The sequence below is a fragment of the Pseudomonas fragi genome, from assembly GCF_002269505.1.
Lineage (GTDB): Bacteria > Pseudomonadota > Gammaproteobacteria > Pseudomonadales > Pseudomonadaceae > Aquipseudomonas > Aquipseudomonas fragi_D.
The window spans coordinates 169,231-182,115 of sequence record NZ_NQKQ01000010.1 but is presented as its reverse complement, the minus strand read 5'-3'; the positions used below and the strand labels follow the sequence as shown (position 1 = coordinate 182,115).

The following is a 12,885-nucleotide window of genomic DNA, read 5'->3' as shown; positions in this document are numbered from 1 at the left end:
GGCGCAGCGGACGGGACTCGAACCCGCGACCCCCGGCGTGACAGGCCGGTATTCTAACCGACTGAACTACCGCTGCGCGTCGGTGGCAGCTCCTTTCGGAACGACCTTTCTCTTGCGAGAATCTCAAGAAGTGGTGGGTGATGACGGGATCGAACCGCCGACCCTCTGCTTGTAAGGCAGATGCTCTCCCAGCTGAGCTAATCACCCTTTGCTTCGTTGAGGCCGCGAAATTTACGCATCTATCGAAGCTAAGTCAAGGACAAGATTGGGGTTTTTTCATAATATGCAAAAATAGTGACCTGGCCTTACTCGCCGTAGATCATCTTCTTGCTCATGCCGCCGTCCACCACAAACTCCTGCCCCGTGACAAAACCGGCATTGCGTGACAACAACCACGCCACCATCGCTGCAACGTCCTCCACGACCCCTACCCTGCCAGCCGGGTGCTGAGCATGATCGGCGTCCGTCAGTGGCGCTGCACGCCTCACAGAAGGGTCACGGGCATCGATCCAGCCGGGGCTGACGGCATTGACCCTGACCTGCGGGCCAAGACTGACTGCCAGCGCGTGGGTCAATGCCAGCAACCCGCCCTTGCTCGCCACGTAAGCCTCGGTATCAGGCTCCGACTGGCGGGCGCGGGTAGACGCCAGGTTGACGATCGCCCCGCAATGCGCTCGCAAATACGGCGCACAATGCTTGGCCAGCAACATCGGCCCGGTGAGGTTGACCGCCAGCACGCGATTCCAGCGCTCCAGATCGAGGCTTTCGAGGGGCGTATTGTGCGGGTCCGCAATCGCCGCGTTGCACACCAGCCCGTCGAGCCGCCCGAACTGACCCAGTACTTGCGCCACACACTGGATCACATCGTCTTCAACCGACACATCCATGCGTACAAACCAGGCACTGTCGCCCAGCGCACTGGCCACTTTCGCACCCCGGACGCGATCAATGTCGGTAAGCACCACTTGCCAGCCTTCACTGACCAGCCAGGCAGCAATCCCCAAGCCAATGCCCCGCGCAGCACCCGTGACCAGCGCTACACGGCCATTGCCGCTCTGCGGCGCCTCGAGCATCCAGTCACTCACAATGCAGCCAGACCTCGCGCGAGATCAGCTTGCAGGTCACTGACATCTTCCAGACCTACGGCAATGCGAATCAGGCTGTCACGAATACCGGCCGCTTCACGCTCTTGCGGTGCCAGACGACCATGGGAAGTGGTCGCCGGATGGGTAATCGTGGTTTTGCTGTCACCCAGGTTGGCGGTGATCGAAATCAGGCGGGTCGCGTCGATAAAGCGCCATGCGCCCTCCTTGCCGCCCTTGACCTCAAAACTGACCACGGCACCAAAGCCACGCTGCTGGCGCTGCGCCAATTCGTACTGCGGATGGCTCTTGAGGCCAGCGTAGTGAACCTTCTCTACGCCGTCCTGCTGCTCCAGCCACTCGGCCAGCGCCTGAGCACTGGCGCAGTGGGCGCGCATACGCAGGTTGAGGGTTTCCAGACCCTTGAGGAAGATCCAGGCATTGAACGGGCTGAGGGTCGGCCCGGCAGTACGCAGGAAGCCGACGATTTCTTTCATCAGTTCACCACGACCGGCAACCACGCCACCCATGCAACGGCCCTGACCATCGATGAACTTGGTTGCCGAATGCACCACGATGTCCGCACCCAGTTTCAGCGGCTGCTGCAAAGCTGGCGTGCAGAAGCAGTTGTCGACCACCAGCAAGGCACCCTTGGCATGGGCGATTTCAGCCAGCGCTGCGATATCAACCAGCTCGGCCAGCGGGTTGGACGGCGACTCGACAAACAGCAGTTTGGTGTTGGGCTTGATGGCCGCATCCCAGCCAGCCAGCTCAGCCAACGGCACGTAATCGACCTGTACGCCAAAGCGCTTGAAGTATTTTTCAAACAGGCTGATGGTCGAACCGAAGACGCTGCGCGAGACCAGGATATGGTCGCCGGCGCTGCACAGGCTCATGACCACCGACAGAATGGCCGCCATACCTGTCGCCGTGGCTACGGCCTGCTCGGCACCTTCAAGGGCAGCAATGCGCTCCTCGAAGGCACGGACCGTAGGGTTGGTGTAACGCGAATAGACGTTGCCCGCCACTTCGCCCGAGAACCGCGCCGCAGCGTCCGCCGCTGTGCGGAACACGTAGCTGGAGGTCAGGAACATTGCATCACCGTGCTCGCCTTCTGGCGTACGGTGCTGGCCAGCACGCACAGCCAAGGTGTCGAACGCTACGCCCTCGAGGTCGCTGTCCAGCCGACCCGCATCCCAATCCTGACTCATGCTGCCCACTCCTTGCTCTACTTTGTATTGGATAAACGCAAACCGGCCCATCAGGGCCGGTTTGGTGAACACTTAGTTGTTGTACAAGCCTATCGTCGCACCGACGCCCTGTGCAATCACCTTGGAAGCATCGTTGCGCGCACGCTCGATACGCTCCAGGTAGTTGTCATCAATATCGCCGGTGACGTACTTGCCGTCAAACACTGCGCAGTCGAACGCATCGATCTTGATCTTGCCACCACCGACCGCTTCGATCAGGTCAGGCAGGTCCTGATAGATCAACCAGTCAGCGCCGATCAGCTCAGCCACTTCCTGAGTGCTGCGGTTGTGGGCGATCAGTTCGTGAGCGCTTGGCATGTCGATGCCATACACGTTCGGGTAACGAACCGCCGGGGCCGCCGAGCAGAAGTAAACGTTCTTGGCGCCGGCTTCGCGGGCCATCTGGATGATCTGTTTGCAGGTGGTGCCGCGCACGATCGAGTCATCCACCAGCATCACGTTTTTGCCACGGAACTCGAGTTCGATGGCGTTGAGTTTCTGGCGCACGGATTTTTTACGTGCAGCCTGGCCCGGCATGATGAAGGTACGACCGATGTAACGGTTTTTCACGAAGCCTTCGCGGAACTTGACGCCCAGGTGGTTGGCCAGTTCCAGCGCAGCGCAGCGGCTGGTGTCCGGAATCGGGATAACCACGTCGATATCGTGTTCAGGACGCTCACGCAGGATTTTCTCGGCGAGTTTCTCACCCATGCGCAGACGGGCCTTGTACACCGACACACCGTCGATGATCGAATCCGGGCGCGCCAGATACACGTGCTCGAAGATGCACGGGGTCAGTTTCGGGTTTACCGCGCACTGACGGGTGTGCAGCTTGCCGTCTTCAGTGATGTAAACCGCTTCACCCGGTGCCAGATCGCGGATCAGGGTAAAGCCCAGTACATCCAGGGACACGCTTTCAGAGGCGATCATGTACTCGACGCCTTCGTCGGTATGACGCTGACCGAAGACAATCGGGCGAATACCGTTAGGGTCGCGGAAGCCGACGATGCCATAACCGGTGATCATCGCAACCACGGCGTAACCGCCACGGCAACGGTTGTGCACGTCAGTCACGGCAGCAAACACGTCTTCTTCAGTCGGCTGCAATTTGCCGCGCTGCGCCAGTTCGTGGGCGAAAACGTTAAGCAACACTTCCGAATCGGAGTTGGTGTTGACGTGACGCAAATCAGATTCGTAAATCTCCTTGGCCAGTTGCTCAACGTTGGTCAGGTTACCGTTATGCGCCAGGGTGATGCCATAAGGCGAGTTGACATAAAACGGCTGAGCTTCAGCTGAAGTCGAGCTGCCAGCGGTTGGATAGCGCACGTGACCAATGCCCACGTTGCCGACCAGACGCTGCATGTGACGCTGATGAAAGACGTCACGAACCAGCCCGTTGTCCTTGCGCAGAAATAACCGGCCATTATGGCTGGTCACAATACCGGCAGCATCCTGGCCGCGGTGCTGGAGGACGGTTAGCGCGTCATACAGCGCCTGATTGACGTTCGACTTACCGACGATACCGACGATGCCACACATGCGACGCAACCCCTACTTAATGGATCTGAACTGAACACCGCTCACTTGGGCTGGGTAGCCGGCAAGAGATGCTCCTTGAACGGAATGTCAGCGGGTACGCTGATTCCGCTGGCCAGCCACTGACTGCTCCACCCCAGAATGAGGTTTTTGGACCAGTCGGCAACCAATAGAAATTGTGGCACGAGCCGTGACTCCTGCCACCATGAGTCTTGCTGTACCGGCCCCAGGCTAAGCAGCCCGACCGCGATGACCACCAGCAATGCGCCACGCGCAGCACCGAAGGCCATGCCGAGAAAACGATCGGTCCCGGACAGGCCGGTGACGCGAATCAGTTCGCCGATAAGAAAATTGATCATTGCGCCTACCAGCAAGGTGGCGACAAACATGATGGTGCACCCGACGATAACGCGGGCGGAAGGTGTTTCGATGTATCCGGAGAGGTATTGCGACAGCGAACCGCCGAACATCCAGGCAACGACCCCGGCAATGATCCAGGTGCACAGCGACAATGCTTCTTTTACGAAGCCGCGCTTCAAGCTGATCAAAGCGGAGATGGCGATGATTGCAACGATCGCCCAGTCAACCCAGGTAAATGGCACAGTTCAGCCTACGGATAGATGAGGCGGCGCATTTTAGCAGAGCGCCGCCGCTCAGGTAAGGCGATTTATCCGTGCGGGTGCAATCAGATTGAACCTTTTTGCCCTGTCAGCCACGTTCAGGCTGGAAGCGCACCACAAAACCCTTGAGGTTTTGCTGTTTGCCAAGCAGATCGCGCAGGCGATCGGCCTCTGCACGCTCAAGCAGTGGACCGACAAAAACCCGGTTCATCCCGCCAGAAGATCGCACATAAGCGTTATAACCTTGATTGCGAAGGGTTTTTTGCAGGTTATCGGCGCTGGCCCGATTGGACAGGCTCACCAACTGGACCGACCAGCTGATCGGCAAGCCATTAGGGTCAACACGCTTTTGCGTGGTGTCCAGCTTGGCCGGTGCCTGGGCAACGGTTTGCGCCGGGGTCACCGTCGGCGGCTTGGCAGCAACCACGGCAGGTTTGGCCACAGGTGCGACCGGGACCGGCGCCTGCTGCTGGACAACCGGCTGCTCAACCGGGGCCGGCTCTTCAGGAATGACCTGTGGCTCAGGAACGGCAACGGGCTCGACCTTTATCTGGGCCATTTCTGGCATTGCAGGTGCGGTCGGTGCGTCAACCTGGATCTGACGCTGCTCATCCTGACGCGAAAACAGCATCGGCAAAAAAATTACCGCCAGCGCCACCAGCACCAGGGCACCCACCATCCGTTGTTTGTACGCCTTATCCAGCAAAGCCATTTGCAGCCTCCTGTGTGGCACGTCGCTCTAACCACTCGAGCGCCTCGGCAACACAATAAAAAGATCCGAACAACAGGATTTCATCCTCGGCCGTAGCCTGCTCGCTTTGCGCTTCAAGCGCTGCCGCCACGCTACCATAGGCCGCTACAGAAGCACCAAGGCCCTGCAACACGACCTCAAGTTCGGATTGCGAGCGCGTGCGCGGCGTGTCCAGCGGAGCAACTGCCCACTGCTCGATCGCGCATACCAGTGGCGACACTACGCCATCCAGGTCCTTGTCGGCCAGCAAACCGAACACCGCCAGGCGCTTGCCAGTTATCGGCCGTAGCGCCAGGCGGCGTGCCAGGTACTCGGTAGCATGGGGATTGTGCCCCACATCCAGCAGCACGTTCAGGGTTTTGCCCTTCCAGTTGAACTGGCGACGATCCAGCCGCCCCGTGATGCGAGTACCTGCCAGTGCTGCGACAATCCGCTCCGGCTGCCAGGGCAGACCGCTCAACGCGTAGGCCTGCACGGCCAGCGCGGCGTTTTCCATCGGCAGATCCAGCAACGGAATATCGCGCAACTCGATCAATTGCCCCTGGGCATCCAGACCCCGCCAATGCCAGACCTGATCGGTACTGGCGAGGTCAAAGTCACGACCGCGCAAAAACAGCGGGCAACCCAGCTCGGCAGCCTTGTCGAGCAAGGTCTGTGGCGGATTGAGATCACCACACAGGGCCGGCTTGCCCGCACGGAAAATCCCGGCCTTTTCGAAGGCCACGGATTCGCGGGTGTTGCCCAGGTATTCAACATGATCGACACCGATGCTGGTCACCAGTGCCAGGTCGGCATCCACCAGATTAACCGCATCCAGCCGCCCGCCCAGCCCTACTTCCAGCACTACGGCATCCAGCTGGGCACGCTCAAACAGCCAGAAGGCGGCTAGCGTACCCATTTCAAAATACGTCAGGGACGTCTCGCCACGCCCTGCGTCCAGGGCCGCAAAGGCCTCACAGAGCAGTTCGTCGCTGACTTCAGCCCCGTCAATCTGTACGCGCTCGTTATAGCGCAGCAGGTGGGGCGAGCTGTAAACCCCCACCTTTAGCCCTTGCGCCTGCAGCAACGAAGCCACAAACGCGCAGGTCGAGCCCTTGCCATTGGTACCCGTAACCGTCACCACCCGAGGCGCAGGCTTTTGCAGCCCCATGCGGTTCGTTACCTCGCGTGCGCGATCCAGCCCCATATCAATGGCGGCCGGATGCAGCTGTTCAAGATAGGCGAGCCACTCGCCAAGGGTGCGCTGGGTCATAGGTTTGCAGGTGCCGGCGGAACAACGATGGTCTCAACAGGTGCCGCCACGAACACAGGCGTCGGCAAACCCATCATCTGTGCCAGCAGGTTGCCCAGGCGTGGACGCAGTTCCTGACGCGCAATGATCAGGTCGATAGCGCCGTGCTCCAGCAGGAACTCGCTGCGCTGGAAGCCTTCCGGCAGTTTTTCGCGAACGGTCTGCTCGATAACACGCGGGCCGGCAAAACCGATCAGCGCTTTGGGCTCAGCCACGATCACGTCACCCAGCATTGCCAGGCTGGCCGAAACACCGCCATACACCGGATCAGTCAGAACCGAGATAAACGGGATGCCTTCTTCACGCAGACGCGCCAGTACCGCCGAGGTCTTGGCCATTTGCATCAGGGAAATCAGGGCTTCCTGCATCCGCGCACCACCGGAGGCTGCAAAGCAGATCATCGGGCAGCGGTTTTCCAGTGCGTAGTTGGCGGCACGAACAAAACGTTCGCCAACGATGGCGCCCATCGAGCCACCCATGAAGGAGAATTCGAAAGCCGACACCACTACCGGCATACCCAGCAGGGTACCGCTCATGGAGATCAGGGCGTCTTTTTCACCGGTCTGCTTTTGCGCACCAACCAGACGGTCCTTGTACTTCTTGCTGTCGCGGAACTTGAGGCGATCAACCGGTTCCAGGTCTGCACCCAGCTCGGCGCGGCCGTCAGCATCCAGGAAGATGTCGATGCGCGCGCGCGCGCCAATGCGCATGTGGTGATTGCACTTGGGGCAAACATCCAGGGTCTTTTCCAGCTCCGGACGATAAAGCACAGCGTCGCAAGACGGGCATTTGTGCCACAGGCCTTCAGGTACCGAGCTCTTTTTGACCTCGGAACGCATGATCGAAGGAATCAGCTTGTCTACCAACCAGTTGCTCATGCTTTCTTTCTCCAGTACCGGTGGCCAGAACAATAGAGTTCAGGCCCCGTGTATGCCCTTGAGCTAAATTAATCAGGTGTGTGGCGATGATTGCCGGGACCGCGGTCCGCACTCGGCAAACCAGCAAAAACCCTGCAACCCTCAGCCTTTGCGACAGCACGCACCAGAGCGGCCGCCGCTTTAATTTCTGCCCGTCATACCACCGGGCCCGCCTGCTTCGCAGAACGGTATTGATGGACGGCGGCAGAGTGCCAGCCGTCACATCCGCATCAGTTTGCTGTGCGCACTGCCTGCATAAAGACGCGAATCTTGTCGTGATCCTTGATGCCCTTGCTCTTTTCAACACCACCACTGACATCCACGGCGTAGGGCTGCACCCGGGCGATGGCGTCGGCGACGTTGTCGACCGTCAGGCCACCGGCCAGAATAATCGGCTTGTGCAAACCCTTAGGTATCAAAGACCAGTCAAACGCCTGACCAGTTCCACCCGGTACGCCTTCAACATAGGCATCGAGCAAAATACCGCTGGCCCCTGCATACGCCTTGCAGGCACCGGCGATGTCATCACCGGCCTTGACCCGCAAAGCCTTGATATAAGGACGGTGATAGCCTTCGCACTGCTCCGGGGTTTCGTCGCCATGAAACTGCAGCAGATCCAGCGGCACGGCATCCAGGGTTTCGTTCAGCTCACAGGCGCTGGCATTCACAAACAACCCCACCGTGGTCACGAAAGGCGGCAAGGCCGCAATGATGGCCCGCGCCTGCACTGCCGTGACTGCCCGCGGGCTTTTGGCGTAAAACACGAAGCCTATGGCGTCAGCCCCGGCTTCGACCGCAGCCAGTGCATCTTCTATGCGGGTAATACCGCAGATCTTGCTGCGAACAACGGACATCTCGATAACACCCCGTAACGCGAAAGTCCCGGATGGTAACAAATGCTTATCCGGGCGTCAGCCGTCCAGGTCGCTAAAACCGGTCAAGAAATGTGGACCAATGTAACGTTCCGGCAATTGGAACTCATCGTGATATTCAACTTGCACCAGATACAGCCCGTAAGGATGGGCCGTCACGCCGCCGGAGCGGCGCTCGCGGCTCTCCAGCACTTCCTGGATCCACTCCACCGGCCGCTCGCCCGTGCCGATGGTCATCAGCACCCCGGCGATATTGCGCACCATATGGTGCAGAAAGGCACTGGCGCGAATATCCAGCACGATCATGTTGCCGTGACGGGTCACGCGCAGATGGTGCATTTCTTTGATCGGCGATTTGGCCTGACATTGACCGGCGCGAAAGGCGCTGAAATCGTGCACACCCAACAGGTAGCGGGCCGCCTGGGCCATGCGCTCGACATCCAGCGGGCGGTGATTCCAGGTAATTTCCTGATTCAAATGGGCAGGCCGGATCTGATCGTTGTAAATCACATAGCGGTAGCGCCGGGCGATGGCCTTGAAGCGGGCGTGAAAGTGCGCGGGCATGACCTGGGCCCAAGTGACGCTGATGTCATGGGGCAAATTGATATTGGCGCCCATGACCCAAGCTTTCAATGAACGCTCGGCCCGGGTATCAAAGTGCACCACCTGCCCACAGGCATGCACACCGGCATCGGTACGCCCGGCGCACATCAGTGAAACCGGCGAGGCGGCCACTTTGGACAAGGCGTTTTCCAGGGTTTCCTGGACAGTCAGCACACCATTGGCCTGACGCTGCCAGCCGCTGTAGCGCGAACCTTTGTATTCCACGCCAAGCGCGATTCGGTAAAAACCTTCCTCGGCCATTTCAGCGGCCGGGTTATCTATATTTGCCAAGGACTTGCAGCCTGCTCATAAACGCAAAGGCGGCCATTATAAGGCGCACCCGGCAAGACGCCATGAAACATTTCACGCTGAGGCACGCAATACCTGTAGTCGCTGCCAAAGGCTGCGAAAGGTCACAGCACATTCAAGATAACGGGTTGCTCCGCAACCCTTCGCAGCCTTCGGCAGCGACTACAGGCGTTTCACTCAGGTCAGGCGTGCCATCATTTCCAGGGCTTCGGCCTGCTGCTGTGGATTACCCTCTTCCATGACTTCGGTAAGAATATCCCGCGCACCTTCGTCGTCACCCATATCGATATAGGCCTGGGCCAGATCGAGCTTGGTGGCCGTTTCATCGGCGCCCGACAGGAAGTCGAACTCCGGCTCGTCATCAGCAAAGGGCTGTTCCAGCGATGATTGTTCAAGGCTTTGCGACAAGCGATGCAACTCGGCATTGACCTTGTCCAGTTCAACGGAAAAGCTGTCCGGCGCCGCAACTGACGGAGTGCTCTCGTCAGCCAGGGACAGGTCGAAGTCCGCCGGCAAGTCCAGGTCAATGTCCGCCGCCCCCTGCCCGGAAGCTTGAGCCTGCTGTTCAAGCACTGCCTCGAAGCTGTCGGCCACCGGCTTGTCGATATCCACCGATTCCGGCGTGACGAGCGCAGGAGAAGCCGCTTCCAGCTCATCAAGGCTCAGGTCAAAATCGTGATCGAACGCTTCAACTGCAGGTGCATCAGGCTCTGGCTGCGGTTTGACCTCGCGATCGTCGCGCATCATGTCCTGGACAAATTGCGCTTGCAGCTGGGTGGCCACTGCCGCGGTGGCAATGCCTGCCGCAGCTGCCACTGCCATGCCCGGATAGCGACCTTTGAGCTGCTCGACCTGCGCATGATTTTTGCCATTGGCTACCAGTTGGCGCTCCTGGGCGATAAAGGCGTCACGATCACCCAGTTCGCCGTAGACCCGCATCAACTCGAGGCGCAAATCACTGCGCTGCGGCTCCTGATCGATCGCCACCTTGAGTAGTGCCTCGGCTTCGCTCAACTGCCGCTGCTCAATCAAGCGCTCAGCCTGATCCAGCACATCAGCCGCCGGCTTGGCCAGGCTAACTGGGGCGGCCACCGCAGCTACCGCCTCCACGACAGGTGCAGGTGCAGGTGCAGGTGCAGGTGCAGGTGCAGGTGCAGGTGCAAGATCGACACTGCGCGACGGAGTTTCAAGGCCTTCAAAACTGCTTTGCGGCAGATCCAGGTCAGCTTCAAACCCGGACTCATGTTCAAGATCCCGAGCCATTCGCGCATGTTTTTGTGCTTCTTGCTGAGCTTTGCGACGACGCACCAGCAACAACAGCAAGAGCAGCAGCAAGATCGCCCCGCCACCCACCAGCCCCAGTAATAGCGGGCTGTTCAGCAGGTCCTGAATTTTCCGCTCATGACCTTGGGGCGCACCTGCTTCCACAGGGCTTGGCGCCACTGCCGTCGCCGGTACACCTTCGATTGCCGGCGCAATATCGGCTTCAGGCGCGTCAGCGGCCTGGACAACAGGCAGCGCAGCTGCCGGATCGACAGGCGCTTCTTTGCCAGCCTCCAGCCTGGCCAACTGATCGTTCTTCAATTCAATCAAACGCTGCAGCTTGTCCAACTGGCTTTGCAGGTCTTTCATCCGGTCTTGCAGCTCGGCATTTTCACGACGGCTGCTGTCCAGACCTTCCTGACTCATCGCCAGCTGGTCAGCCAGTTTTTTCGCATCCCCGGCAGCGCCCTTGCCTGCCTGAGCGGAAACCAGGCTCAGGGCATCCTGGTGCACAGCCTTGGCAGCAGGGGCCGGCACGGTTTTGCGACCGGTTGCATCGAGTTGCTGGGCCAGCGGCACGGTGCGCCGACCATTACGCCAGTCGGCGTTTTGCGACGCCACTTCGTTGATCGCCCTTGCCTGAGGCAACTGCACGCTCTGCGAAGCATCCGGCAGGCGCAGCACCTGGCCGGTTTTAAGACGGTTGATATTGCCGTTGATAAACGCATCGGGGTTCAGGGCTTGAATTGCCAGCATGGTCTGCTGCACCGAGCCGCCGTTGCGCGCCTTGGCGGCAATCTCCCACAGTGTGTCACGGGATGTGGTGGTGTACTGCACAGGCTCGGCAGATGCAGAAGTTGCTGCCGCCGCAGCAGCCTGCGGTGAGAACTGCGCCGGATCGAGCAACACGCTGTAGTCGCGCATCAAGCGGCCATTGGGCCACATCACCTGCACAAGGAAATTCACAAAAGGTTCGGACAGCGGCTGGCTGGAGGTGACGCGCAATACGCTCTTGCCATCGGCGTTGATGATCGGGGTAAAGCGCAGGTCATCCAGGAATGCCGGGCGCGGCACCCCGGCCTTGCTGAACTCTTGCTCGGGGGCCAGGCTTGGCACCACTTGCGCGGCAGTCAGGTCCTTGACATCGAGCAGCTCGATTTCTGCCAGCAGCGGCTGGTTCTGCTTCGACTTGAGCGTCAGTTCCCCGAGCTCAAGCGCCTGCGCCATACCGGATGACAGTGCCGAAGCGGCAGCGATTGCCAACACCAATTTGCGAACCTGAACCATAGCCTCTTCCTTATTGGTACAGACCTCGTCCCACGAGACCTGTAAGCAGCCAAGTATCTTTTACAGCGGGTCTTTTATCAACAACTCAGCCAACTGCACGGCGTTCAATGCGCCACCCTTGCGTACGTTATCTGACGTCAGCCACAGATTAAGTTCAGTCGTGTCGTCCACACCGTGACGCACTCGCCCGACATACACCACATCCTGGCCTACAGCATCGCCAACAGCGGTCGGGTAGTCACCGGCTTCCACCAGCTCGATACCCTCGCCTGCCTCAAGGGCGGCATTGACCTCATCCAGATCCACCGGTCCGGCCAGTTGCAGGGACACGCTGAAGCTGTCACCAAAAAATACCGGCACTTGCACACTGCTGGCCGATACCTTCAGCGTAGGCATAGCCAGAACTTCGCGCAGCTCATTGACCAAACGTTTTTCAATAGGCACATGGCCCTGTTCATCAGGAGTGCCGACCTGGGCCAGGACGTTGAAGGCCATTTGACGATCAAAGAAGCTGGTTTCCAGCGGATGCAGGTTCAGCAGCGCGGTGGTTTGGCGTGCCAGCTCCGAGACCGCTTCACGGCCTTGAGCGGAAACTGCCATGCAAGCCGTCACATTGACCCGCTGAATTTCCAGCACCTTGAGCAAAGGCGCCAGGACTACGGCCAGAGCGGTGGCCGAAGGGCTCGGGCTGCTGACCTGAAGTGGTTTTTTCAACGTTGCCAGCACCTGCGCGTTGGCTTCAGGTACCACCTGCGGCGCCTGCGCAGACGGCAAGGCGCCGGACAAATCGACCACCATGCAGCCGGCGGCACTGGCCTTGGCAGCAAAACTCAAGGTAACGCCAGGGCCTGCAGCGAAGAAGGCCAGCTGTACGCTGCTGAAATCGAAGGCATCGACATCACGCACCCTGACGTTTTTACCGCGAAAAGGCACTGAGTGTCCGTCGGATTCACTGCTGGCCAGCAGGTGCAACGTGCCTACCGGAAAATTACGCTCTTCAAGCATTTGTACGATGGTTTCGCCGACAGTGCCGGTGGCGCCAACGACGGCGATATCAAAGGACTGGTTCATGTGTCTACCTCAGGCGAAACGTGGGGAGCGGCA

Annotated in this window: 11 protein-coding genes and 2 tRNA genes; all 13 read right to left on the bottom strand. The window is 59.5% G+C overall.

What is annotated here, in order from left to right; all coding sequences use genetic code 11:
* Nucleotides 1-2 precede the first annotated feature (2 nt).
* Nucleotides 3-76 (bottom strand) — tRNA-Asp (locus CJU81_RS11640).
* Nucleotides 77-131: 55 nt separating this feature from the next.
* Nucleotides 132-207 (bottom strand) — tRNA-Val (locus CJU81_RS11635).
* A gap of 98 nt (nucleotides 208-305) precedes the next feature.
* Nucleotides 306-1,073: an SDR family oxidoreductase gene (locus CJU81_RS11630; RefSeq protein ID WP_176464833.1), complete on the bottom strand. Its 768-nt coding sequence runs from the start codon at nucleotides 1,071-1,073 to the stop codon at nucleotides 306-308.
* An 8-nt stretch (nucleotides 1,074-1,081) separates the two neighbouring features.
* Nucleotides 1,082-2,293, bottom strand: a complete 1,212-nt coding sequence (locus CJU81_RS11625; protein WP_095036728.1) for an O-succinylhomoserine sulfhydrylase — start codon at nucleotides 2,291-2,293, stop codon at nucleotides 1,082-1,084.
* A gap of 72 nt (nucleotides 2,294-2,365) precedes the next feature.
* Nucleotides 2,366-3,871 (bottom strand): amidophosphoribosyltransferase, encoded by a 1,506-nt coding sequence (gene purF / locus CJU81_RS11620; RefSeq protein ID WP_095028331.1) that lies wholly within the window; start codon nucleotides 3,869-3,871, stop codon nucleotides 2,366-2,368.
* Between the two features lie 41 nt (nucleotides 3,872-3,912).
* A complete protein-coding gene (locus CJU81_RS11615) occupies nucleotides 3,913-4,470 on the bottom strand; it encodes a CvpA family protein (protein WP_095036715.1) in 558 nt (185 codons plus the stop codon).
* Nucleotides 4,471-4,576: 106 nt separating this feature from the next.
* Nucleotides 4,577-5,200 (bottom strand): SPOR domain-containing protein, encoded by a 624-nt coding sequence (locus CJU81_RS11610; RefSeq protein WP_095036714.1) that lies wholly within the window; start codon nucleotides 5,198-5,200, stop codon nucleotides 4,577-4,579.
* On the bottom strand, nucleotides 5,184-6,491 hold the full coding sequence (gene folC, locus CJU81_RS11605) for a bifunctional tetrahydrofolate synthase/dihydrofolate synthase (protein ID WP_095036713.1): 1,308 nt from the start codon (nucleotides 6,489-6,491) through the stop codon (nucleotides 5,184-5,186). Before folC ends, CJU81_RS11610 begins: the two co-directional genes overlap by 17 nt.
* The gene (accD, locus tag CJU81_RS11600) at nucleotides 6,488-7,408 is read right to left on the bottom strand and encodes an acetyl-CoA carboxylase, carboxyltransferase subunit beta (RefSeq protein WP_095028327.1); all 921 of its coding nucleotides are present in this window, start codon (nucleotides 7,406-7,408) and stop codon (nucleotides 6,488-6,490) included. The genes folC and accD overlap by 4 nt, the downstream gene beginning before the upstream one ends.
* A gap of 269 nt (nucleotides 7,409-7,677) precedes the next feature.
* Nucleotides 7,678-8,301 carry a phosphoribosylanthranilate isomerase gene (locus CJU81_RS11595; protein ID WP_095036712.1) on the bottom strand — a complete coding sequence of 208 codons (624 nt, stop codon included), beginning with the start codon at nucleotides 8,299-8,301 and terminating at the stop codon, nucleotides 7,678-7,680.
* 57 nt (nucleotides 8,302-8,358) lie between these two features.
* The gene (truA, locus tag CJU81_RS11590; protein ID WP_095036711.1) at nucleotides 8,359-9,183 is read right to left on the bottom strand and encodes a tRNA pseudouridine(38-40) synthase TruA; all 825 of its coding nucleotides are present in this window, start codon (nucleotides 9,181-9,183) and stop codon (nucleotides 8,359-8,361) included.
* Nucleotides 9,184-9,408: 225 nt separating this feature from the next.
* Nucleotides 9,409-11,781: a FimV/HubP family polar landmark protein gene (locus CJU81_RS11585; RefSeq protein WP_095036710.1), complete on the bottom strand. Its 2,373-nt coding sequence runs from the start codon at nucleotides 11,779-11,781 to the stop codon at nucleotides 9,409-9,411.
* 60 nt (nucleotides 11,782-11,841) lie between these two features.
* A complete protein-coding gene (locus CJU81_RS11580; protein WP_095036709.1) occupies nucleotides 11,842-12,852 on the bottom strand; it encodes an aspartate-semialdehyde dehydrogenase in 1,011 nt (336 codons plus the stop codon).
* Between the last annotated feature and the right edge of the window lie 33 nt (nucleotides 12,853-12,885).